The organism is Micromonospora sp. NPDC047644, from assembly GCF_040704315.1.
Classification (GTDB): domain Bacteria; phylum Actinomycetota; class Actinomycetes; order Mycobacteriales; family Micromonosporaceae; genus Micromonospora.
The window spans coordinates 67,983-91,469 of the sequence record NZ_JBEYSY010000021.1; the positions used below are offsets into that span (position 1 = coordinate 67,983).

General features: G+C 72.0%; 20 protein-coding genes. 11 read left to right on the forward strand and 9 right to left on the reverse strand.

The genetic code is table 11. From position 1 onward, the window contains the following. The first annotated feature begins 73 nt into the window (after positions 1–73). On the forward strand, positions 74–706 hold the full coding sequence (locus AB0877_RS28655) for a DUF998 domain-containing protein (protein WP_366612677.1): 633 nt from the start codon (positions 74–76) through the stop codon (positions 704–706). On the opposite strand, the gene AB0877_RS28660 is transcribed toward AB0877_RS28655, so the two are convergent. Then, positions 684–2,087 carry an NAD(P)H-quinone dehydrogenase gene (locus tag AB0877_RS28660; protein ID WP_366612678.1) on the reverse strand — a complete coding sequence of 468 codons (1,404 nt, stop codon included), beginning with the start codon at positions 2,085–2,087 and terminating at the stop codon, positions 684–686. The genes AB0877_RS28655 and AB0877_RS28660 overlap by 23 nt on opposite strands. A 106-nt stretch (positions 2,088–2,193) precedes the next feature. On the opposite strand from AB0877_RS28660, the gene AB0877_RS28665 reads away from it, so the two are divergent. Beyond that, positions 2,194–2,649, forward strand: coding sequence for a gamma-glutamylcyclotransferase (locus tag AB0877_RS28665; protein ID WP_112588201.1), 456 nt, complete (start codon positions 2,194–2,196; stop codon positions 2,647–2,649). Between the two features lie 75 nt (positions 2,650–2,724). Here the strand turns inward: AB0877_RS28665 and AB0877_RS28670 are convergent, their stop codons facing one another. The 4 genes from AB0877_RS28670 to AB0877_RS28685 all read right to left on the reverse strand — a co-directional run bounded on the left by AB0877_RS28670 (position 2,725) and on the right by AB0877_RS28685 (position 6,203). Then, entirely contained in the window at positions 2,725–3,684 is a 960-nt protein-coding gene (locus AB0877_RS28670) for a GNAT family N-acetyltransferase (RefSeq protein WP_366612679.1), read from the reverse strand. A gap of 65 nt (positions 3,685–3,749) precedes the next feature. Next, a complete protein-coding gene (locus AB0877_RS28675) occupies positions 3,750–4,484 on the reverse strand; it encodes a hypothetical protein (RefSeq protein ID WP_366612680.1) in 735 nt (244 codons plus the stop codon). 98 nt (positions 4,485–4,582) lie between these two features. Further along, positions 4,583–5,566 carry a hypothetical protein gene (locus AB0877_RS28680; RefSeq protein ID WP_366612681.1) on the reverse strand — a complete coding sequence of 328 codons (984 nt, stop codon included), beginning with the start codon at positions 5,564–5,566 and terminating at the stop codon, positions 4,583–4,585. Between the two features lie 4 nt (positions 5,567–5,570). After that, positions 5,571–6,203 carry an MBL fold metallo-hydrolase gene (locus AB0877_RS28685; RefSeq protein WP_366612682.1) on the reverse strand — a complete coding sequence of 211 codons (633 nt, stop codon included), beginning with the start codon at positions 6,201–6,203 and terminating at the stop codon, positions 5,571–5,573. 93 nt (positions 6,204–6,296) lie between these two features. On the opposite strand from AB0877_RS28685, the gene AB0877_RS28690 reads away from it, so the two are divergent. Beyond that, entirely contained in the window at positions 6,297–7,259 is a 963-nt protein-coding gene (locus AB0877_RS28690) for a DUF4349 domain-containing protein (RefSeq protein WP_366612683.1), read from the forward strand. On the opposite strand, the gene AB0877_RS28695 is transcribed toward AB0877_RS28690, so the two are convergent. Both AB0877_RS28695 and AB0877_RS28700 read right to left on the reverse strand, forming a co-directional pair. Further along, positions 7,216–8,475, reverse strand: coding sequence for an amidohydrolase (locus tag AB0877_RS28695; protein ID WP_366612684.1), 1,260 nt, complete (start codon positions 8,473–8,475; stop codon positions 7,216–7,218). The genes AB0877_RS28690 and AB0877_RS28695 overlap by 44 nt on opposite strands. Before the next feature lie 474 nt (positions 8,476–8,949). After that, positions 8,950–10,533: a methylmalonyl-CoA mutase family protein gene (locus AB0877_RS28700; protein WP_366612685.1), complete on the reverse strand. Its 1,584-nt coding sequence runs from the start codon at positions 10,531–10,533 to the stop codon at positions 8,950–8,952. A gap of 206 nt (positions 10,534–10,739) precedes the next feature. Here AB0877_RS28700 and AB0877_RS28705 point away from each other — a divergent pair, with 206 nt between their 5' ends. Beyond that, positions 10,740–12,809: a protein kinase gene (locus AB0877_RS28705; RefSeq protein WP_366612686.1), complete on the forward strand. Its 2,070-nt coding sequence runs from the start codon at positions 10,740–10,742 to the stop codon at positions 12,807–12,809. A gap of 48 nt (positions 12,810–12,857) precedes the next feature. Continuing rightward, positions 12,858–14,522, forward strand: coding sequence for a phospho-sugar mutase (locus AB0877_RS28710; protein WP_366612687.1), 1,665 nt, complete (start codon positions 12,858–12,860; stop codon positions 14,520–14,522). A 302-nt stretch (positions 14,523–14,824) separates the two neighbouring features. Here AB0877_RS28710 and AB0877_RS28715 read toward each other — a convergent pair whose 3' ends face one another. Continuing rightward, the gene (locus AB0877_RS28715; RefSeq protein ID WP_366612688.1) at positions 14,825–15,502 is read right to left on the reverse strand and encodes a GPP34 family phosphoprotein; all 678 of its coding nucleotides are present in this window, start codon (positions 15,500–15,502) and stop codon (positions 14,825–14,827) included. Between the two features lie 73 nt (positions 15,503–15,575). Continuing rightward, positions 15,576–16,208, reverse strand: a complete 633-nt coding sequence (gene upp, locus AB0877_RS28720; RefSeq protein ID WP_355009488.1) for a uracil phosphoribosyltransferase — start codon at positions 16,206–16,208, stop codon at positions 15,576–15,578. A 133-nt stretch (positions 16,209–16,341) separates the two neighbouring features. Between upp and deoC the strand changes: the two genes are divergently transcribed. The 6 genes from deoC to AB0877_RS28750 all read left to right on the forward strand — a co-directional run bounded on the left by deoC (position 16,342) and on the right by AB0877_RS28750 (position 23,479). Beyond that, positions 16,342–17,301 carry a deoxyribose-phosphate aldolase gene (gene deoC / locus AB0877_RS28725; RefSeq protein ID WP_366612689.1) on the forward strand — a complete coding sequence of 320 codons (960 nt, stop codon included), beginning with the start codon at positions 16,342–16,344 and terminating at the stop codon, positions 17,299–17,301. A gap of 6 nt (positions 17,302–17,307) precedes the next feature. Beyond that, a complete protein-coding gene (locus AB0877_RS28730) occupies positions 17,308–18,738 on the forward strand; it encodes an aldehyde dehydrogenase family protein (protein WP_366612690.1) in 1,431 nt (476 codons plus the stop codon). Then, positions 18,731–19,555, forward strand: a complete 825-nt coding sequence (locus AB0877_RS28735) for an aldehyde dehydrogenase family protein (RefSeq protein ID WP_366612691.1) — start codon at positions 18,731–18,733, stop codon at positions 19,553–19,555. The genes AB0877_RS28730 and AB0877_RS28735 overlap by 8 nt, the downstream gene beginning before the upstream one ends. Positions 19,556–20,177: 622 nt before the next feature. Then, a complete protein-coding gene (locus AB0877_RS28740; RefSeq protein ID WP_355009492.1) occupies positions 20,178–20,651 on the forward strand; it encodes a BlaI/MecI/CopY family transcriptional regulator in 474 nt (157 codons plus the stop codon). Between the two features lie 10 nt (positions 20,652–20,661). Beyond that, positions 20,662–21,567: a M56 family metallopeptidase gene (locus tag AB0877_RS28745; protein ID WP_366612692.1), complete on the forward strand. Its 906-nt coding sequence runs from the start codon at positions 20,662–20,664 to the stop codon at positions 21,565–21,567. A gap of 658 nt (positions 21,568–22,225) precedes the next feature. Continuing rightward, the gene (locus tag AB0877_RS28750) at positions 22,226–23,479 is read left to right on the forward strand and encodes a cytochrome ubiquinol oxidase subunit I (protein ID WP_366612693.1); all 1,254 of its coding nucleotides are present in this window, start codon (positions 22,226–22,228) and stop codon (positions 23,477–23,479) included. Positions 23,480–23,487: the final 8 nt, after the last annotated feature.

Below are 23,487 nucleotides of genomic sequence, written 5' to 3' on the forward strand. Positions count from 1 at the left end.
GGTGGTCCCGGGGGGCTATTTCGGTGGCTGTCCCGGATTCGGCTGGGGTGGGTACGGCGACAGGCTGAGAGACATGCCTGTTACCCGGAGTACCGGCCTGCTGGCCCTGGGCGGGATCGCCCTGGCGGCGCTGCTGGCAGTGATCGGCCACCTCGAAGTCAACGACGACCTCAACCCGTGGGCGTTGACCATCAGCGACTTCGCGGTCTCCGACCGCGGCGGTGTCATCGACGTCGCCATGGTGGTGCTCGCGCTCGCCACAGTGGCGTTGCTGTACGGACTGCGCCATGCCAGCCCATCCCGACCGCGCTCCGGTCGAACGGCAGAGCTGCTGCTCGGCGCGTGGGTGGGTGGGCTGCTGCTGGCCGCCGCCGTGCCGACGAACGAGCCGGGCACCGCCATGACCACCGCCGCCTACCTGCACCGGTACGCGTCGGTGATCGCCTTCCTGGCGCTGCCGGTGGCCGGTTGGTTGCTCGCCCGCCGACCCGACCTGACGCCCGCCGCCCGGACGCTACGCGCCCTGGTCCTGTTGAGCCTGGCCCTGGCGGCGGCGATGATCTGGTCCGCCTACCCCGGCGACCGGATGCTCATCGGCCTGGCCGAACGCCTCCTGATCCTCGCCGAGGTGGCGGTCCTGGTGACGGTGGCGACTAGCCTGACCCGGCCCGCACGCGGTCGGGTCACTCCAACTCGTGCAGCATGAGCTGACGGGCCGCCTCGGTGATGGAGCCGGACAGGCTCGGGTAGATGGTGATGGTCTGGGCCAGCTCGTTGACAGTGAGGTTGTTCTCGACCGCCATCGTGATGGGCAGGATCAGCTCGCTGGCCTTCGGCGCGACCACCACACCGCCGATCACCTGACCGCTGGCGGGACGGCAGAACAGCTTCACGAAACCGTCGGAGAGGTCGTCCATCTTGGCCCGGGCATTGCCGGACAACGGCAGCATCACCTGCCGGGCCGGCACCTTGCCCGCGTCGACCTCGTCCTGCGAGACACCCACGGTGGCCAGCTCGGGATCGGTGAAGACGTTCGCCGCGACGGTACGCAACCGCAGCGGGCGGACCGCCTCACCGAGCGCGTGCCACATGGCGATCCGGCCCTGCATGGCGGCGACACTGGCCAGCAACAACACGCCAGTGCAGTCGCCGGCGGCGTAGATCCCGGGCACGTTGGTCCGGGAAGCCCGGTCGACGGTCAGGTAACCGCCCCGGCCCAGCTCCACCCCGTACTCGGTCAGCCCCAGGTTCGCGGTGTTCGGGATCGAACCGACGGTGATCAGCGCGTGTGAGCCGGTCACCTTGCGGCCGTCGGAGAGCTCCACCTCGACGCCGTCGGCGGTGCGCCGCACCGCGTCGGCCCGGGAGTTGTTGAGGATCTCCATGCCCCGGTTGCGGAACACCCGCTCGATGGCGGACGCGGCGTCGGCGTCCTCGTGCGGCATCACCCGGTCCCGGCTGGAGACCAGGGTCACCTCGACCCCCATCGCCAGGTACGCGCTGGCGAACTCCGCGCCGGTCACGCCGGAACCGACCACGATCAGGTGCTCGGGCAGCTCCGGCAGGTCGTACACCTGTCGCCAGGTCAGGATGCGCTCACCGTCCGGTACGGCGGTGGGCAGCTGACGGGGCGTCGAGCCGGTGGCCACCAACACGGTGGACGCGTCGATCGAGTATTCCTCCGCGCCGTCGGCGGGGGTGACGACGACCCGGTGGGTGTGCCCGAGGGAGTCCTCGCCGAGCCGGGCGGTGCCGGCCACGAAGGTGACCCCCGCCTTCAGCAGCTTGGCGTGGATGTCCGCGGACTGCGCCAGGGCCAGCCGCTTGACCCGCTCGTGCACCGCGCGCGCGTCGACGGTGACCGCCTCCAGGCCGTCCGAGTGCACCCCGAACTCCTCGGTGTCGCGGTAGCCGGTGACCACCCCCGAGCTGGCGATGAAGGTCTTCGACGGTACGCAGTCGGAGAGCACGCAGGCACCGCCCGCACCGTCGGCCTCCACCACTGTGACATCGGCGTCCAGCTGGGCGGCGACCAGTGCCGCCTCGTACCCGGCCGGCCCTCCGCCGATGATCACGATCCGGCTCACAGCGTTCGCCCTTCGTTGATGCTCACAGTGACTTTCTTCTCCCGAGCGCATTCGACACGCACTGTCGTATTCTCCCCCACCCGTCGGCCGGGCTATCGTCATCGCCGTGCGTCATCACGCCGCCTACGGCTCAAATCTCGATCCCGCCCGGATGCGCGCCTACTGTCCGCATTCGCCGATGGTCGGCACCGGCTGGTTGGAGGGCTGGCGGCTGACCTTCGCCGGGGCGGACGTGATCGGCTGGGAGGGTGCGGTGAGCACCCTCGTCGAGTCTCCCGGCGACCGGGTCTTCGTGGCGCTCTACGACATCCACCCCTACGACGCGGGCCAGCTCGACGAGATCGAGGGGGTGACCGCCGGGACGTACCGCAAGCTGCACGTCCGGGTCTCCACCCTCGACGGCGACGTGACCGCCTGGATCTACGTCTTCAACGGGTACGAGGGTGGCCTGCCGACCTCCTGGTACCTGTCGGAGATCGCGAACGCCGCCGAGAAGGCGGGCGCCCCGGACGACTACGTCACCGAGCTGCGGGCCCGCCCCACCGGCACCGCCTCGGCGTAGCAGCGCGTATCGCACGCCTCCAGTGTGCTACCGCTGTCGACCGGAGCCCCGGTCGGGGAGGACCGGGGTCGTCAATCACACACCGGCCGCCGGGACGGAAAGTTCGTACATGTCGGTCCACTGGGTCTCGCGCAGGCCCACCGACCGGTACAGCGACAGCGGGGCGGTCGGGTTGGTCAGGTCGACGCCCAGGCCGACCGCGCGCCGCCCCTTCTCGGCGTAGCGGGCGAAGGCGCGGCGCAGCAACGCCGCACCCACACCCCGGCGACGGTACGCGGACCGCACCGACAAACTCTTCACCCAGCCCGACTGCTGGTCGAGCGCCTGGTCCGAGGACTGCAACGCGCCGACCGGCACCCCGTCCACCTCGGCGACGAACCACTCGTCCCAGGCGGTCAGATCGCCGATCCGGGCCCGCCACCGCTCGTAGGACAGCGGCTCGTGGTCCGGGGTGTCGCCGAAGGCAGCCTCGTAGATCCGGTGGAACTCCACCAGATCGGTCTCGTCGTCCGGGCGAACCGGCCGCACCGTCACGGCCGACGGCCCGGCCGGCTCGTCGGGCAGGTCGTCCAGCGGCCGGCTCATCCGGACGTACCGCTTGACGAGGGCGAACCCGAGCCCGCGCAGGGCATGTTCCCAGTCACGTTCCGGCGCGAAGACCGCGCAGCGGACGGTGAGTGACGGCAGCCCCCGTTCCGCGGCGCGCTCGGCGACGCGGTCCAGTTGGCGCAGCAGCAGCGGCGCGCGGACGGTGGCAGCCCGTACCGGATCGACGTAGACCTCCACGAACTCCCGGCCCACCCCGGTCGGGTTGTCCACCGTCGCCCAGCCGACAACGGCGTCGTCGGGGTCGATGGCCAGCCAGGAGTCCCGGGTCGGGTCGAAGTGGGGGGCGGTCAGCGACGCGGCCACGTCCTCGGCGTCGAAGTCGGGATGACCGATGGCGAAGGTGTCGGCGGCGTGCACCACCGCGAGGATCGCCGGCACGTCGTCGAGGGTGGGTCGGCGCGTCGTCCAACCAGCGGGAAGGGTCACGGCAGGACATCCTGGCAGCCGATTCGCTGCGGCGCCGCCCATTTTTCGGCCGGCCGGAGGGAGGCTCAGCCGAGGTCGACCCGGGTGCGGTGCAGCAACTCCACCAACTCCGCGCCGTCGGCGGGCCCGAGGGCCGTGAACGCCGGCGCGGCCAGTCGGTTGGTCACCGCCTCCGCCCAGAGCCGGCGGCGCACCAACGGCCCGATCGGCGGGTACGGCGGCGGCCAGCCACAGGCCACCGCCCCGGCCTCGCCCTCCGGCCCGGACAGCACGGCCTCCAGCGGGGTCATCCCGGCCGCGCGTACCGCCAGCAGGTAGGCGCCGGTGAAGTGTTCCCGGAGCAGCCGCAGCCCGGCGGCGCTGCGAGCCCCGGGTGAGAGATCCGGAAGCGGCATGGCCCGCCACGCGGCGAAGAGCGGCATTCCACTGGCCTCCGCCGCCACCACCGCCCGCTCGACGAGCGCCGACAGGCGCTCGGTGCCGGGCAGCGGGCCGAGCTGCTGTGCCCCCCACCGGCAGCATTCGGCGAGACTCGCGGCGGCCACCTCGAACGGCGGCACGACCCGGCCGGCGGCGTCCCAACCGTCGGCGACCGCGTCCGGGGCGATGAACCCGAGGGCGGCGGCGGCCGTCTCGGCCCGCACACCGCCGAGCGCGCCGGCCCGGCCGCTGATGTAGAACGCCCAGCCGGAGATGCCGAGCAGTCGGGCCCGGCGCAACGTGGTCGGGTCCCGACTGAAGGCGTCGCCCAGGTCGAGCACGACGGGCTTACTGGCGGCGGCGACCTGCTCCGGGGTCACCGCGCCGCCCCGCTCGGGCAACCCGGCCCGGCGACCCCGCCCCGACCCGGGGCCACTCGCTGTGTACGGCCCGCACACTCGTCGTCGTCCATCGATGCTCAGTCTGCCGCGCCACCGCCCGCGTCCGCATCCCCCTCTTCGGCCGCCAGTGCCTCAAGGGCCGCCTCGACCTCACCGGCGCGCCGCCGGGCCACCGTTACCGCCCGCTCGGCGGCACGCCGCGCGAGCCTGCCCCGGCTGAGGTCCTGCTCGGCGACCGCGCGCCGCCGCTCCAGCTCGGCCAACTCGGCCTCAAGGCGATCGAGTACGGCCACACCGTCGCGCTCCTGCCCGGTCGCCTCGGTCAGCTCGGTCTCGGCCCGCTCCTGATCGGCCTGGGCCTTCGCCAACTCCCGGTCCAGGGCGCGGCGCTGCCGGGCCCGCTCGGCTCGGGCCGCCCGCTGTGCGGCCCGTTCGGCCTGCTCGGCACGCTCGGCCGCCCGGTCCGTACCGGATGCCGCCTCGGGACGGCCCCGTTGGGGGCCGGGTCGGCGGGCCGGGCGTTCCTCCTCGTGCTCCTCGTCATCGTCGGTGACCAGTCGCAGTTGCGGCCGGGGCACCTCGCCGAAGCCGGCGTAGCTGGCCGCCCGCAGCAGGCGACCCGCCCGCACCTGCTCGGCGACCTCGACGTCGGAGAACGCCGCGTTCAGCGTCGCCTCCACCTCGGCCAGGGGCAGCCGGCTCGCCGGTGGCGCGTCCGGCTCGGCCGCGGCGAGCTTGCGAACCTCGGCGACCAGGGCACCGACCACCGCCCGGCGTTGCGCTGACAGCTCCCGCAGCCGGGGCCCCCGCAACTCCCGCTGGGCGACTCGCAGGGCGTCGGCGAGCTGCACCAGATCGGCGACCAGCTCCGGGCGTCCGATGGCCAGCAGGTTCACCAACCAGGCGGCCACCGTCGGGCGACGCAGCCGGGCCAGTTGCCGGGCGGTGGCCGGGTCGCCGGCCCGGCGGGCCTCGGCCACAGCGGCGTCCCGGGCGGCCACGAACCGGTCCGGTGGAGTGCGGTAGAGCTGCTGCACCAGCTCCGCGGAGAGGCCGGGCATCGGGTCAGACGTCCACCCGGCTACCGGGCTCCAGTCGCTGGTACTCGGTGCCGGACAGCGCTGTGTACTGCCGGTCGAGCACGCCCAGCCCGTTGTCGTTGAGCAACGCGTCGTGCAGGGCGTACGCGCGCCGCGGCGCGACCGCGCGGATGAAGTCGACTACCTCGGAGAACTTCGACCAGGGGGCGTGGATCGGCGCGAAGAGCGTGTCGACGGGGGTCTCGTCGGGCACGACCAGGGAGTCGCCCGGGTGGTAGACCACGTCGTTGATCAGGTAACCGAGGTTGTCGATCACCGGGATGTCGGGGTGGATCACGGCGTGCCGCCCCCCGTACGCGCGCACCGCGACCCCGGCGGCGGTGAACGACTCGCCGACGCTGACCGGGCGCAACACGTCGGCCGCGTCGCCCAGGGCTTCGCCGAGCGAGGCGGGCCCGTGGATCGGGAACGGCTGTCGGTCGAGTTGGAGGCGCACCGCTGCCAGATCGAGGTGGTCGGGGTGTTCGTGGGTGATCAGCACCGCGTCCGCACCGTCCAGCGCCGCCGCTGCGTCGCTGAAAACCCCCGGATCGACGACGAGCACTCCCCCGTCGTGTTCCACCCGAAGGCAGGAGTGGGCGTACTTGGTGAGCCGCATCGTGACTCCTCGATTATCGAATCGTGACGTCCTCAGCGCAGTCTGCCGGAACCAGCCGGCGTGCGCGTCGCGTCCGAGCTATCGCCACACCGGTTGACGACGATGGGAGCGGGGATGGACGGACAGGCGGGACGACGCCGCGGTGCGCTGCTGGCGGCGACAGCACTGGCGGCGGCCCTGGCGCTGACGGGGTGCGGTGCCGGCGACAGCGGGTCGCAGGACACCGCGGGTACGGCGGCCGAGGCGCCAGCCGCCAAGGGCGGCGAGATGAACCGGGACGCCGCCGCAGGCGCACCGGAGGGGGCCGGCGCGGGCGCACCCGACCTTCGGGTCGACCAGCGGGCGATCATCTACACCGGAAAGATGCGGGTGCAGGTGGACGATGTGGACTCTGCCGCCCGCGAGGCCACCGCCGTGGCCGGTCGGGCCGGCGGCTTCGTCGGCGGCGACCAGCGGCACAGCGCTGACGCCGACGCGGTGGCGGAGTTGGAGTTGCGGGTGCCGGCGGGGAAGTTCACCGGAGTGGTGGAGGAGATCGCCAAGCTCGGTCGGCAGCAGAGCCGGGAGATCAACACTCAGGACGTCACCGAGGAGACGGTCGACCTGGAGGCCCGGATCACCAGTCAGCGGGCCCGGGTGGAGAGCGCCCGCCGGTTGCTGTCCCGAGCCACCTCGATCACCGACCTGGTGTCACTGGAGAACGAGTTGGGTCGACGGGAGGCCGACCTGGCCTCGCTGGAGGCCAAGAAGCGACGCCTGGCCGACCTGACCGCCCTCTCCACGATCACCGTGTCGCTGGCCGGGCCGGCGGCGAAGGACACCGAGGAGAAGGCCGAGACCGGCTTCCTGGTCGGGCTCAGGGGCGGCTGGAAGGCGTTCGTCGTCTCGATGACCGTCCTGCTCACGGTGCTGGGCGCACTGCTGCCGTGGCTGGTGGCGCTTGGCGTACCGCTGGTGGCGCTGTTGGTGGTGCTGCGCCGACGGCGCAAGCCCCCGGCTCCGGTCGCGCCGGTCAGCGCGCCGCCGCCAGTGCCCGCAACGCGGTCTGCACCATGACGCGGACGCCGACGGCGATGGACCGCTCGTCCACGTCGAAGCTCGCCCGGTGCAGGTCGACGTTGGGGCCGGTGCGACCCACGCCGAGCCGGGCGAGGGCACCGGGGACGTACTCCAGGTACCAGGAGAAGTCCTCGCCGCCCATGCTCTGCGGTGTCTCGGCGATCCCGTCCGGCCCGAGGGCGGCGGCGGTGGCGGCGGTCAGCACCTGGATGGCACGGGCGTCGTTGCACACCGGCGGCCGGCCGCGCAGGTATTCGAGGTCGACGGTGGCACCGGTCGGCGCGATCACGTCCCGCACCACCTGAGCAACGATCTTGGGGGCCTTCTCCCAGGTGTCGCGGTCCATCACCCGCAGGGTGCCGGACGCGCTCGCCTCGGACGGGATGACGTTGTAGCGGGTGCCGGCCGAGGCGTGGCCGAAGACCAGCAGCAGGCCGCTGTTGGCCGGCACCCGGCGACTGACCAGGGCCGGCACCTCGGTGATCAGCCGACCGAGCGCGTCGACCATGTCGACGGTCAGGTGCGGGCGGGCGGTGTGCCCACCCGGGCCGGAGAGTCGGACGGTCACGTTGTCGGCGGCCGCGGTGATCGGGCCGACCCGCAGGCCGACCTGGCCCACCGGCAGGTTCGGGTCGCAGTGCAGCGCGAAGATCTGCACCACGTCGTCCAGGCCGCCGGCCTCGATGACCTCCAGCGAACCGCAGGGCAGGATCTCCTCGGCCGGCTGGAAGATGAGCCGGACCCGACCGTCCAGCTCACCGAGGTCGGCGAGTTGGGCCAGCAGCATGCCGACGCCGAGCAGGATCGAGGTGTGCACGTCGTGCCCGCAGGCGTGGCAGACGCCCTCCACGGTCGACCGGTACGGGACGTCCTTGGGGTCGTCCAGCGGCAGCGCGTCGATGTCGGCGCGCAGCGCCACGACCGGGCCGTCCGGCCGACCGTCGACGTCGCAGATCACGCCGTTGCCCTTGGGCAGCAGGCGCGGGCTCAGCCCGGCCAGCGACAGCTCCCGGGCGATCAGCGCGGCCGTCTCGAACTCGTTGCCGGAAAGCTCAGGGTGCGAGTGGAGGTGACGGCGCGTAGCGATCAGCCCCGGCACCCGGAGCGCGAGAAGGTGGTCCAACTCGCGGGGCAGGGGCTCGGATCCCGGTGGCGTCTCCGGCCAGGACGACGCCAGCTGGCCACTCGTGGGCAGCGTCAACGCACTCGTCACGTCGAATTCTCGATCACTAGGAATGGATGGATCATCGGGGACAGCAGACAGCCTAGACCTCCGACGGTGACGCTGCGCAACCTCGTTACGGTAATGATCGGACCGCGCAGAGTCACGTATGCCCTGCTGGGGCCGCTCGTCAAGGTGTGGGACAGCAGGTAGATCACGGTCGAATGCCGTCATCAGCCCCTCACCTCCTACAACGCGTAACCGATCGCGGGGGTCCCGAATCGCGGTCGACAGTCGGAGACCCGTTGCCAAATTGTCGCATTAGTCGGGGTGATGAACTGACACTCCGACAATTAGCCGACCACACAGCGCAACGAGCCGGATAAGGACGCTCACACGCACCCACCCGCCGTGGGCGCACAGGGTGTGCGTCCCGGCTCAACCGACCGGATACCCGCTGAGAGCGCCGGACACACCGCGCCCCGGGGTCGCACTCGCGGCGCGCCCCGGGGCCGCAGTCGCGGCTCAGAATCGGTCGGTGGGCCGGTACAACCCCCACACCTCACGCAACGTCCCGCAGACCTCACCCACCGTCGCCCGCGCCCGCAGCGCCTCCTTCATCGGGTACAACACGTTCTCCGTACCCTCGGCGGCGGCCCGAAGATCGGCGAGCGCCCGCGCCACGGCGTCGGCGTCCCGCTCGGAGCGCAACCGGGCCAGCCGGTCGGCCTGGGCCGCCTCGATCGTCGGGTCGACCCGCAGCGGCTCGTACGGCTCCTCCTCGTCCACCGTGAACCGGTTGAGCCCGACCACCACCCGTTCGCCCGAGTCGATCTCCTGGGCGATCCGGTACGCGGACTGCTCGATCTCCCGCTTCTGGAACCCGGCCTCGATCGCGTCCACCGCCGAGCCGTGGTCGGTGACCCGCTCCATCAACTCGACGGCGGCGGCCTCGATCTCGGCGGTCATCGCCTCCACCACGTACGAGCCGGCGAACGGGTCGACGGTGGAGGTCAGGTCCGTCTCGTAGGCCAGCACCTGCTGGGTACGCAGCGCCAGCCGGGCCGCCTTCTCGGTGGGCAGCGCGATCGCCTCGTCGAAGCTGTTGGTGTGCAGCGACTGGGTGCCACCGAGCACGGCGCCCAGGCCCTGCACCGCCACCCGAACGAGGTTCACCTCCGGCTGCTGGGCGGTGAGCTGCACGCCAGCGGTCTGGGTGTGGAACCGCAGCATCATCGACTTCGGATCCTTGGCGCCGAAGTCGTCACGCATCAGCCGGGCCCAGATCCGCCGGGCGGCACGGAACTTCGCCACCTCCTCCAGCAGCGTGGTGCGGGCCACGAAGAAGAACGACAGCCGCGGCGCGAAGTCGTCGACGGCGAGCCCGGCGGCCAGCGCCGCCCGCACGTACTCCACCCCGTTGGCCAGCGTGAACGCGATCTCCTGCGCGGGCGTCGCGCCGGCCTCCGCCATGTGGTAGCCGGAGATGGAGATGGTGTTCCACTTCGGCACCTCGCTGCGGCAGTACGCGAACGTGTCGGCCACCAGGCGCAGCGACGGCTTCGGCGGGAAGATGTACGTCCCCCGGGCGATGTACTCCTTGAGGATGTCGTTCTGGATGGTGCCGTTGAGCGCGGTGCCCGGCACCCCGTTCTCCTCGGCGACGAGTTGGTAGAGCAGCAGCAGCACCGAACCGGGCGCGTTGATGGTCATCGAGGTGGACACCTTGTCCAGTGGGATGTCGGCGAAGAGCAGCCGCATGTCCTCGATGGAGTCGATCGCGACACCCACCTTGCCGACCTCGCCGTGCGCGATCGGCTCGTCCGAGTCGTACCCCATCTGGGTCGGCAGGTCGAAGGCGACCGAGAGGCCCATCGTGCCGGCCCGCAACAACTGGTGGTACCGCGCGTTGGACTCGGTGGCGGTGCCGAAGCCGGCGTACTGGCGCATCGTCCACGGGCGGGAGGTGTACATGGTGGGGTAGACACCCCGGGTGTACGGAAACTCGCCCGGGCTGCCGAGCCGGGAGTCCAGGTCCTCCGGAAGGTCGGCCTCCGTGTAGACGCCGTTGATCGGGAAACCGGACTCGCTTGACCGCCGTTGGTTCATCCCCGGATGGTAGGACGCCTGGCCATGTCGTCGGGTGAGGGATACCGCACAGCGCGTCCCGACCGGTCGACACCAGGTGAACGACACGGCACGTTCTGTCGACTTCGACAAACGTCCGCCGCGTCGGCTTTCGCATCCGGCGTCGGAACCAGCAAGATAGGGGGGTTGTGTCCCAGCCCCCCTCGATTTCCCCCGGTGGCTTTTCTGTGACTCAGATCCCGACGTGGAGCGGCGGACCAGTCAGTCCCCCCAACGGACGAGCGGCGCCCGGCACCACCATTGGTGACCGGTACTCGCTGCGATCCTCGGTGGGCAACGGCGGCATGGGCACGGTGTGGCGCGCCACAGACACCCTGCTGCGCCGTGACGTGGCGGTGAAGGAGGTCGTCCTGCCCCCGGGGCTGGCCCCCAGCGACCGCGACGCGATGTACGAACGCACCCTGCGCGAGGCCCGCGCCGCCGCCGCCATCCAGCACCCGGCCGTGGTGCAGGTGTACGACGTGGTCACCGAGGCGGGCCGGCCGTGGATCGTGATGGAGCTGCTGGACGCCCGCAGCCTCGCCGACATGGTGATCGAGGACGGGCCGGTCGCGCCCCGGGCCGTCGCCAAGATCGGCATCGCGCTGCTCGGCGCGTTGGAGGTCGCGCACGCGATCGGCGTGCTGCACCGCGACGTGAAACCCGCCAACGTGCTGATCTGCACCGACGGGCGCTGCGTGCTGACCGACTTCGGGGTTGCCCGGATGCCCACCGACGTGCAGCTCACCACCCCGGGCATGGTGCTCGGCTCGCCGCACTTCATCTCGCCCGAGCGGGCCATGGGCCAGGAGTTCGGCCCGCCGAGTGACCTCTTCTCGCTGGGTGTGACGCTCTACACGGCTGTCGAGGGGCGGCCCCCGTTCGACAAGGGCGACCCGATCGAGACCATGCACGCCGTGGTGGAGGACCCGCCCGCGCCACCGCAGCGCAGCGGCCCGCTGACCCGGGTGCTGATGGGTCTGCTCGAGAAGGACCCGGCGCGCCGACTCGACGTGCACACCTCCCGGGCCATGCTGCGCGAGCTGCTCGCCGGCCCGCTGGGCAGCACGGCGACGGCGGTGCACTCGGTCACCGACCCGTACGCCGTGGTGCCGGTGCAGCAGCGTCCGATCCCCGTCCTCCCGCCGGCCCAGCCGGAGCCGAAGCCGGACAGCCAGATCGGTGGCAAGGCGATGCTGGCCCCGGGCGAATCCCTGACCGACCGGCTGGCCTCGCTGCGCCGGGGCGAACGCCCGCCGGCGGCAGCTCGCCCGGCCGACACCGCCGGGGGTCTCGACGAGACCAGCGCCGACGCGTTGGCCGGTCCGCTGCACACGCCGACCGGCGCGATGCCGACCACGGGCCGACCGGCGGCCGGGCGCACCTACGGCGGCAACGCGGACGCCACCCAGCGGGTGGACGCCGGCGGACACCCCGACGCCACCCAGCGGGTCAGCTACGGCAGCCCGGCCGATGCCACCCAGCAGGTCGGGTACGGCGGCGCGGCACCGGAGGCCACCCAGCGCGTCGGCGGCACCTACGGCGGCGGCAACCAGTGGTCGGTGCCGGGCACCGGCCAGCCCTGGGCGACCACGCCCGCCGCTTCGGGCGGCAGCGCGCTGGACAAGGTCCGGACCACCGGTGGTCAGCTCGTCAGCACGGTCAAGGGCTGGCCGCGCAAGGTGCAGCTCGCCGCGGCCGGCGGTCTGGTCGTCGTGCTGCTGGTCACCGCGGTGGCGCTCTCCGGCGGCGACGAAGCCCCACCGAGCGCCCCGGCCGCGCAGCCCACCACGTCCGCCCCGGCGGCCCCCACTGTCGAGATGCAGGAGCACTCGGCCCGCGGAATTCAGGTCATGGTGCCCAAGGGCTGGAAGAAGGCCACCGGCGGCTCGTACACCGACTACATCGACCCGGCCGACAGCGGCCGCAAGGTCCGCATCATCACCGAGAAGTGGACCAGCAGCTCCGCCCGGTGGGCCGAGACGGCCGAGAACGGCCTCAAGACCCGGAGCACCTCCTGCGTCAAGCCGTACAACCAGATCTCCTCCACGGAGACCGAACTGGCCAGCAAGCCGGCAGCCGAATTCGAGTACACCTGCGGCGCGGGTGACACGATGCGGCACGGCGTCTGGCGGGGCGTCGCGCAGGACGGCAAGGCGTACTCGTTCTACCTCACCGCCACGGACGCCAAGTTCGCGGAGAGCAAGGCGATCTTCGACGAGATGGCACGGACGTTCCAGCTCACCGGGAACGGCTGAGCCGGAGGGAAGCCACAGGGGTGATCCGTCGCCGTGCTATCAAGGGGCATGGCGGCGGACAGCACTGACATCGACGACATTCGTGAGCAAGCCCGGCGTTGGCTGGCCGACGACCCCGACCCGGCCACCCGGGACGAGCTGACGGCGGTGCTCGACGGTCTCCCGGCGAGCGGCCCGGAGCTGGCCGACCGGTTCGCCGGCCCGCTGACCTTCGGCACGGCGGGCCTGCGGGGCCCCCTGCGCGCCGGCCCGAACGGGATGAACCTCGCCGTTGTCACCCAGGCCGCTGCCGGCCTGGTGACCTGGCTCGCGGCCCAGGGTGGCACCGGTCCGCTGGTGATCGGGTACGACGCCCGGCACGGCTCCCGGCAGTTCGCCGAGCGCACGGCGCAGGTGGCGACCGGTGCGGGCCGCCCGGCGCTGTTGCTGCCCCGCCCGCTGCCCACCCCGGTGCTGGCGTACGCCGTGCGGCACCTCGGCGGTGTCGCCGGCGTGATGGTCACGGCCAGCCACAACCCGCCGCAGGACAACGGCTACAAGGTCTACCTCGGGGCGGAGCTGGGCGGCGAGTTGGGTGCCGGCGCGCAGATCGTGCCACCCGCCGACGCCGGCATCGAGGCCGCCATCCGAGCGGTCGGGCCGCTGACCCAGGTGCCGTTGGGCGGTCCCGGCCAGGTGCTCGGCGACGATCTGGTCGCCTCGTACGTCGAACGGGCCACCGCGGTGATCGACCCGGACGGGCCACGGGACCTGACGGTGGCGTACACCCCGCTGCACGGGGTCGGCGCGGCGGTTCTCACCGCTGCCTTCGCCAGCGCTGGTTTCCCCACTCCCGGGGTGGTGCCCGACCAGGCCGAGCCGGACCCGGCGTTCCCCACCGTGTCGTTTCCCAACCCCGAGGAGCCGGGCGCTGTGGACCGGCTGATCGCCGTGGCGGACTCCACCGGCGCGGACCTCGCCATCGCCAACGACCCGGACGCCGACCGTTGCGCGGTGGTCGTCCGGGACCGCGACGGCTGGCGGATGCTGCGCGGCGACGAGGTGGGCGTCCTGCTCGCCGATCACCTGATGCGCCGGGGAGTGACCGGGCTCTACGCCACCACCATCGTGTCGTCGTCACTGCTGCGGGCCATGTGCGCGGCCCGAGGGCTGCCCTACGACGAGACGCTGACGGGCTTCAAGTGGATCGTGCGGGCCGGCGGAGGAAGCGCGCCGCTGGTCTTCGGCTACGAGGAGGCGCTCGGCTACTGCGTCGCCCCGGAACACGTCCGGGACAAGGACGGCATCACCGCCGCGCTGACCGTGGCCGAGTTGGCCGCCGGCCTGAAGACGCAGGGTCGCACGCTGACCGACCGGCTGGACGAGCTGGCTGCCGAGTTCGGCGTACACCACACGGACCAGCTCTCCGCCCGGGTGGACGACCTGCGGGTCATCGCCGACGCGATGGCCCGGATCCGGGCGGCCACCCCGGCCACCCTGCTCGGGCAGCCGGTGGACAGCGTCCGGGACCTGCTGCCCGAGTCGGACGTGGTGATCCTGCGGACCGCGATGGCCCGGGTGGTGATCCGCCCGTCCGGGACCGAGCCGAAGCTCAAGGCGTACCTCGAGGTGGTGGAGCCGGTCACGGATGGCGACGTTCCAGCGGCCCGCAGCCGGGCGGCGCAGGCGGTCGTCGGGCTGCGGGCGGAGGTCGGCGCCGCGCTCGGCATCTGACGCCGCGCAGGACCCATCCACCCGGCACGTTCCCTTTGCTCTGCACCCGCGGATGCGCCATGCGGCGTTCGCCGTCCGACAAGGTCCCTTTGCTCTGCACCCACGGATGCGCCGCGCGCCATGCGCCATGGGCCATGGGCCATGGGCCATGGGCCATGGGCCATGGGCCATGGGCCATGGGCCATGGGCCGTGCGCCCTGCGCCACCGGGGGCCGGCCTGCGGCGGACGCCGAGCGCCGGCCGCTCGTGGTGCATCAACGGGTGCAGAGCAAAGGGTGGCAGGGGCGTGCTGGGTCCGACCGTCAGGCGCGCTTGCCGAGGGCCTGGTCGACGGCCTTGGCCAGGGCGGCGACGACCAGGCCCACCGACGGGCGGACCACCGAGTCGTCGGTGCTCACCTCGCCGGAGAACCCGGCGCCGGTGGCGATCTCCGTCAGCCGGCGGCGGGCGTCGGCGGCGGCCTCGCCGCTCACCCCGAGCGCGGACTCCATCCGGAGCACCACCACCAGGGTGGCCAGCGCGGCGGTCCGCTCGTCCGGGGCTGCCGCGCCGGTCAGCGCCTCGGCCAGCCGCTGCCGGGTCTCCGCCTCGACGGAGGTGTCCACGACCGGGTAACGGTGCACGTGGATGAAACCCAGCTCGGTCTCGTCGACGTCCCGGACGACGCCCTGCCGGCACAGGTCGGCGAGGATCCGGTCGCGCAGGCCGTGCCGGAGACGCTGGACCCAGGACGCCGGGCTGTGCGGGGTGTCGGCGGCGATCCGGCTGAGGACATCGTCGCTGAACGGCTCGCCGGTCGGCGTCGGGTCGATCACCGCCAGCGACCCGTCGGCGTACGCGATCCGGCCGGTCAGGGCCAGCTCGACCAGCACCGCGGCGGCCATGCCCAGGTCCAGGCTGATCCGTGGCATCGTCGCCTTGCCGGTCGTGTCGTCGTAGGCGAGGAGCAGCAACTCCTCGGCGAGCGCAACACCAGTCATGGCCGGAGACGGTAGCGGGTCCGCGCACCCCGCGCACGGACCCCGCCGGACCCGGCACCGACCGGGTCTGGCATCAGAAGCGGGGCATGCCACCGAACTGGCGGTCGCCGGCGTCGCCGAGGCCGGGGACGATGAACATGTGGTCGTTCAGCCCCTCGTCGATCGAGGCCGTGACCAGGCGCAACGGCAGGCCGGAGCGCTCCAGCCGGTCGATGCCGACCGGGGCGGCGAGCACGCAGAGCACCGTGATGTCAGTGCAGCCTCGGTCGGCCAGCAGCTGGCAGCAGTGCTCCAGCGAACCGCCGGTGGCCAGCATCGGGTCGAGCACCAGCACCGGCAGCCCGGCCAGGTCGCGTGGCAGTGACTCCATGTACGCGCGGGGCTCGTAGGTCGCCTCGTCGCGGGCCAGGCCCACGAAACCCATCGAGGACTCGGGCAGCAGACCCAGCGCGGCGTCCGCCATGCCCAGCCCGGCGCGCAGCACCGGGACCAGCAGCGGCGGGTTGGCCAGCCGGGTGCCCTCGGTGCCGGTGACCGGCGTCTGCACCGGGTACCGCTCGACGGGGAAGGAGCGCGCCGCCTCGTACACCAGCATGGTGGTCAGTTCGTGCAGCGCCGCCCGGAACGTCGAGGAATCGGTGCGCGCGTCCCGCATGGCGGTCAACCTGGACTGGGCCAGCGGGTGGTCAATGACGTGTACGTCCACGATCGCTCAACCTACCGGTCCGTACCGCGCGACGGTGCGGGTGCGGTCGGACCAGGGACGCCGCTCACGTCCGGACGGCGGCGAGCGCTCGTGAGCAAGATCACTCGGCGGTCCGGTGCGTAGACTTCCCAGCATGACGGCGACAACGACGTCGGCCCGGTCGGAGCTCTCCGAGCTGGGACGATCCGAGACCGCTCTGCGGACCTTCCTGCACGGCCTGCCCGGCGTGGACCAGGTCGGCGCGGAGCAGCGGGCGGCACAGCTCGGCACCCGCTCCATCAAGACCACCGCCAAGGCCCAGGCGATCGACCTGGCGATCCGGATGGTCGACCTGACCACCCTGGAGGGGGCGGACACCCCGGGCAAGGTACGCGCGCTCGCCGCGAAGGCCCTGCGCCCGGACCCGGCCGACCCGTCCTGCCCGCACGTCGGCGCGGTCTGCGTCTACCCGGCCATGGTCCCCCACGTGGCCGAGGTGCTGCGCGGCTCCGCCGTGCACCTGGCCAGCGTGGCGACCGCGTTCCCCTCGGGTCAGGCGCCGCTGGAGATCAAGCTGGCCGACACCCGGGCCGCCGTCGCGGCCGGTGCCGACGAGATCGACATGGTGATCAACCGGGGTGCGTTCCTGGCCGGGCGGTACAAGGAGGTCTACGACGAGATCGTGGCCACCAAGGAGGCCTGCGGGGACGCCCACCTCAAGGTGATCCTGGAGACCGGCGAGCTGGCCACCTACGACAACGTCCGGCGGGCCTCCTGGCTGGCCATGCTGGCCGGCGGCGACTTCATCAAGACCTCCACCGGCAAGGTCCCGATCGCGGCGACGATGCCGGTGAGCCTGGTGATGCTGGAAGCGGTGCGCGACTTCCGCGAAGCGACCGGGCGGCAGGTGGGCGTGAAGCCCGCCGGTGGCATCAAGACCACCAAGGACGCGATCAAGTACCTGGTGATGGTCAACGAGACCGTCGGCCCGGACTGGCTCGACCCGGACTGGTTCCGCTTCGGCGCGTCCAGCCTGCTCAACGACCTGCTGATGCAGCGCACCAAGCTGACGACCGGCACCTACTCCGGTCCCGACTACTTCACCCTGGACTGATAGCCGATGTTCGAATACGCCCCCGCCCCCGAGTCCCGCTCGGTGGTGGACCTCAAACCCTCGTACGGGCTGTTCATCGACGGTGAGTTCGTCGACCCGACCGACGGTGGCAGCTTCAAGTCGATCAACCCCGCCTCCGAGGAGGTGCTGGCCGAGGTCGCCGAGGCCGGCGCCCAGGACGTGGAACGCGCGGTGCGCGCCGCCCGCAAGGCGTACGACAAGGTCTGGGGCCCGATGCCGGGCCGGGACCGGGCGAAGTACCTGTACCGGATCGCCCGGCTCATCCAGGAGCGCTCCCGCGAGCTGGCCGTGCTGGAGTCGCTGGACAACGGCAAGCCGATCCGCGAGTCCCGCGATGTCGACCTGCCGCTGGTCGCCGCGCACTTCTTCTACTACGCGGGCTGGGCCGACAAGCTGCCGTACGCCGGCTTCGGTGCGAATCCGCAGCCCATCGGCGTGGCCGCGCAGGTCATCCCGTGGAACTTCCCGCTGCTCATGCTGGCCTGGAAGATCGCCCCGGCGCTGGCCGCCGGCAACACGGTGGTGCTGAAGCCGGCCGAGACCACCCCGCTGACCGCGCTGCTCTTCGCCGAGATCTGCCAGCAGGCCGAACTGCCGGCCGGTGTGGTCAACATCCTCACCGGCGCCGGCGACACCGGCCGCGCGCTGGTCGAACACCCCGGCGTGGACAAGGTCGCCTTCACCGGCTCCACCGACGTGGGCCGGGCCATCGCCCGATCCGTCGCCGGCACCCGCAAGAAGCTCACCCTGGAGCTGGGCGGCAAGGCCGCCAACATCGTCTTCGACGACGCCCCCATCGACCAGGCCGTCGAGGGCATCGTCAACGGCATCTTCTTCAACCAGGGGCACGTCTGCTGCGCCGGCTCCCGACTGCTGGTTCAGGAGAACGTGGCCGACCGGGTGCTGGAGTCGCTGAAGCGGCGGATGGCCCAGCTCCGGGTCGGTGACCCACTGGACAAGAACACCGATGTCGGCGCGATCAACTCGGCCGCCCAGCTGGAGCGGATTCGCGAGCTGTCCGACGCCGGCTCCGCCGAGGGCGCCGAGCGCTGGTCGCCGCCGTGCGAGCTGCCCGACCGCGGCTTCTGGTTCGCGCCGACCATCTTCACCGGCGTCACCCAGGCACACCGCATCGCCCGGGAGGAGATCTTCGGCCCGGTGCTGTCCGTGCTGACCTTCCGCACCCCGGCCGAGGCCGTGGAAAAGGCCAACAACACGCCGTACGGACTGTCGGCCGGGATCTGGACCGACAAGGGCTCCCGCATCCTGTGGATGGCCGACCGGCTGCGCGCCGGCGTGGTCTGGGCCAACACCTTCAACAAGTTCGACCCCACCTCGCCGTTCGGTGGTTACAAGGAGTCGGGCTACGGTCGCGAGGGCGGCCGGCACGGGCTGGAGGGCTACCTCAATGTCTGAGCGGGTCGCGGTACGCAAGACGTACAAGCTCTTCATCGGCGGGAAGTTCCCGCGCAGCGAGTCGGGACGGTCGTATCTCGTGCAGTCCTCGAATGTGTCACTGGCCTCCCGCAAGGACGCCCGGGACGCGGTGGTCGCCGCCCGCGCCGCCGTCAAGGGGTGGGCCGGCGCGACCGCGTACAACCGGGGTCAGATCCTCTACCGGGCCGCCGAGATGCTGGAGGGCCGCCGCGAACAGTTCGTCGCCCTGGGCATCCCCGGCGACGAGGTGGACGCCGCTGTCGACCGCTGGGTCTGGTACGCCGGCTGGGCCGACAAGCTCGCCCAGGTGTACGGCGGCGCCAACCCGGTCGCCGGCCCGTACTTCAACATCTCCGCGCCCGAGCCGACCGGCGTGGTCGCGGTGGTCGCCCCGGAGCGCCCAGCGCTGCTCGGCCTGGTCAGCGTGATCGCTCCGGCGATCGTCACCGGCAACACGGTGGTGGTGGCGGCGTCCCCGAGCGAGCCGCTGGCGGCGGTGACGCTGGCCGAGGTGCTGGCCACCTCCGACCTGCCCGGCGGTGTGGTCAACATTCTCACCGGCGCGATCACCGAAACCGCGCCGACGCTGGCCGCGCACATGGACGTCAACGCGATCGACCTGACCGGGGTCACCGACGCCGCGCTCGCCACCGACCTGGAGGTCAGGGCGGCGGAGAACCTCAAGCGGGTGCTCCGGCCGGCCCCGGCCGACCACGACTGGACCGGTGACCCGGGGGTGGCGCCGATGACCGTGCTGCTGGAGACGAAGACGGTGTGGCATCCCAAGGGGGTGTGATCGTCTCTCTTCGGTGTGTTGGTGTCTTGCTGGGGCGGTTTTCCGGGGGGAGCCCGCCCACTCCGGGCGGTCAGGCTTGATCCCTGCGTGGGCGGGCTCCCCCCGGAAAACCTGACGTGGGCCGGGTTCGTCGGGGTGGGTCAGCTTGGGGGTTCTGCCTCGGGTGGGGTTGCCGGTCGGCGGGGCGTCGGCTGACCCCGTCGGGCGGTTCCGCCCCGCACTGCCCCACCCTGCACCGCCCGGGTCCGCCCCGCACCGCACCCCCGCCCGGGTCCGCGCCGCATCGCACCGCTCGGGTCCGCTGGCGTGCTGATCCGGGTCGGCTGGCGGCGGCCGGTCAGGATCCACGGCAACTTCAGGGGTGTTGCTGCCTCCAGCGTCTCGGAGGCAGCAACACCCCTGTTCTTGTCCTGCGCTTGTCCTGTCCCGCCGATCTCACCCTGGCGATCATGAGGCTGGCGGGGGCTTTGATCTCTTTCGGCCCGGTCAACCTCATGATCGCTGGTGGTGAGGGTGGGTGCGTTGATTGCCGGTGGGTTGGTGCTGGGTGGGGACAGGCCGGTGGGGACAGGCGGATGGGGACGGGCGGGTGGGGGTCTACTACCGGGGGTAGGATTGGTTCGTGACTCGGTTGGGCGATCTTGAGCGTGCGGTGATGGACGTGCTGTGGGACGTGGTTCCCGGCACGTCGGACGGGGTGACCGTGCGCGAGGTGGCCGACGCGCTCGACGGCCGTGAGCTGGCGTACACGACTGTGATGACAGTGCTGGACCGGCTCGCCGGCAAGGGCATGGTGCAACGGGAGCGGGAGGGTCGGGCCTGGCGGTACCGTCCGGCGGCCAGCCGCGAGGCGCACATCGCTCAACTCATGCTCGACGCCCTCGACCTGGGTGGCAGCCGGGACGCCGCGCTGGTGCGCTTCGCCCGCTCGGTGACCGGCACCGAGGCCGAGGTGCTGCGGGCGGCCCTGGGCAACGAAGCCGGCCTGACCGGGCCGGGCTCCACCGGCGGTGACGCGGGCAGGGCCGACGCCCTGACCGACCGGGTGGACGGGCCGGCGGGCCGGCGAGCCGCCGGCGAGACAGCGGAGCGGTAGGGCGCGCGCCATGGCCTACGCCGTGCACTTCGCCGCCACGATGCTGGCCTGCTATCTGACCGCCCAGGTGTTGGCCCGCTCCACCTGGACGTGGCGCAGCCCGCGGGTGGCGATCATCTGCTGGCAGGCCGTCGGGCTGGCGTTGGGCCTCTCGGCGATGGGTCTACCGATGGCGCTCGGGTTGAGCGCGTACGACCGGTCGACCGGTAGCGCACTGCTCGCCCTGGCCGACGACCTCGCCCACGGCGCCCTGCCGATCGGGGTGGGCACGTTCCACCTGGCCGGCGTCGGTGTGGGCTTCGGCATCGGAGCGGTGCTGGTCACGACGACCGTTCGCAGCATCCACGGCACCGTACGCGCCCAGCGTCGCCACCGGGACCTGCTCTCCCTGGTCGCCCGGAACGACCCGGCCGCCCCGGGCGCGCTGGTGTTGGATCATCCGAGCGCCGCCGCGTACTGCCTGCCGGGCGTGAAGCCGCAGGTGGTGATCAGCGCCGGCACCCTGAGCCTGTTGGACCGCGCCGAGCTGGCCGCAGTCCTCAGTCACGAGCGTGCGCACGCCCACGAGCGGCACGACCTGGTGCTGCTGCCGTTCACCGCGCTGTGCCGGGCGCTGCCGTGGTTCGGCTGGGTGCGCGACGCGCACGAGCGGGTCGCCCTGCTGGTCGAGATGCGCGCCGACGACAAGGCCCGCGAGCTGCACGCCGAGGCGCCGCTGGCGGGTGCGCTGCGCCGGTTCGCCGCCGCCGGGCACCGGATCACCCCGGCCGGCGCGCTGGGCATGGGCGACCGGGATCTCGACGTACGGGTGCAGCGCCTGCTGGTCACCGACCGGCCGCCCCGGGTGCTCGGCGCCACCGCCCTGGCGGTTGCCACCACGCTGGTCGCCCTCCCGGTCACCCTCTTCCTGAGCTGACGCCACCGGGCACACCCAAGACGGCAAGACACGGCGGAGGGCAGGCACGCACTCGATCCCGTCGGCAAGCCCCGCGCCCGCCTGCGCCTGCGCCTGCGCCGATCTTGCGGTTTCGGTCGCCGAAAAGCGTTGAATACCCCTTATGCCTGGACAGCAAATGCAAGATCGCGACTCCAGCAAGTCGATCATGGAGTGGTGGTGCCTGTTTTAGGTTTGTAAGACGCTTTTATACCCACCACAACTCCATGATCGATGAGGCAGGCCGGGCCGAGGCAGGCCGGGCCGAGGCGGAGCTGGCGCGGGCGGGACCGGGCCTCGACGGACCTGGGCAGGACTGGCGCGAGCGGACGGGGCGGGCTTCGACGGGTCGGGGTGGGGTGGGACAGGCCGGCGCGGGCGGGCGGAGCGGGCTTCGACCCGTCGAGCTGGGGTGCGAGAGGCCGGCGCGGGCGGGAGGGGTGCCGCGACGGGGCGGGGCGGGGCGGCGCACGGGCCAGTCGCCGGATGCGGCGCCTTGAGGTCGGGGCCGAGCGCGACCCCCCTTAGCACTACATAGCGTAGTAGCATTTCCTACGACGGGACGTAGTAGGTCCTACGTGTAGGCAAACTACGTGTAGGGTGGCTACGAAAAGGGAGCCAACGCTATGGAGGGTTGGTCATGGACACCCTGCTCCTCGCCCGCCTGCAGTTCGCCACCACCACCTCGATCCACTTCCTGTTCGTGGTGGTCACGCTCGGGCTGGTCACCCTGCTCGTCGGCATGCAGACCGCGTGGGTGATCACCGGCAACCCGAAGTGGGAGCGGCTGACCCGCTACTGGGGTCAGCTCTACGTGATCAACTATGTGCTCGGCATCGCTACCGGCATCGTGATGGAGTTCCAGTTCGGGCTGAACTGGAGCGGCCTGTCGCGCTACGTCGGCAACGTGTTCGGCGCACCTCTGGCCATCGAGACGCTGGTGGCGTTCTTCCTGGAGTCCACCTTCCTCGGAATGTGGATCTTCGGCTGGCACCGGCTCGGCAAGGGCGTCCACCTCGCGCTGCTCTGGGGCGTGGCGATCACCGCGTACGCCTCGGCGTTCTGGATCATGGTGGCCAACTCGTGGCTGCAGAACCCGGTCGGCTACGAGGTCCGCGACGGGATCGCCCACCTCACCGACTTCGGCGCGCTGCTCGGCAACCCCAGCCTCGGCATGGCCTTCGGTCACGTGGTCTCGGCGGCGGTGCTGGTCGGCGGGATGCTGATGGCGGCGGTCAGCGCTTGGCACCTGATCCGGCGTACCCCGGACTTCGCGTTCTTCCGCACCTCGCTGCGGGTCGGCCTGGTCACCGCGGCACTGGCCGTCACGATGGTGCAGGGCTTCGGGTTCGCCCAGTTCGGCCCGGTGGGCTCGGTGCAGCCGACCAAGTTCGGCGTCGACAGCCCGGAGAGCCAGGCGCTGATCGCCGAGTGGACCACGCGGTTCGGCCCCGGCGACTACACCCCGCCGGTGCTGGCCAGCGTCGGGTTGGGCTTCATGATCCTGATCGGCTTCACCCTCGGCTGCCTGTGGTTGCTGCTGCCCCTGCTCTTCCGGGACTGGGTCATCCGACTGCGCTTCCCGCTCTGGCTGATCCTGCTCGCCCTGCCGCTGCCGTTCATCGCGGTGATCCTCGGCTGGATCTCCCGGGAGGTCGGCCGTCAACCCTGGGTGGCGTACGGGCTGCTCCCCACCGAGCAGGCCGTCTCCCCGGTCAGCGCCCCGCTGATGCTCATCTCGCTGGTCGGGTTCAGCCTGCTGCTGGGCACCCTCGCCGTCACCAACTGGGTGCTGCTGGCCCGGCACGCCCGACGCGGCGCGGCCGACCCGGCGCTCGGCCGCCCACCGGCACCGCCCAGCGAGCCGGCCCACCCCGAACCCGCCCTGCTGTAGAGGAGAAG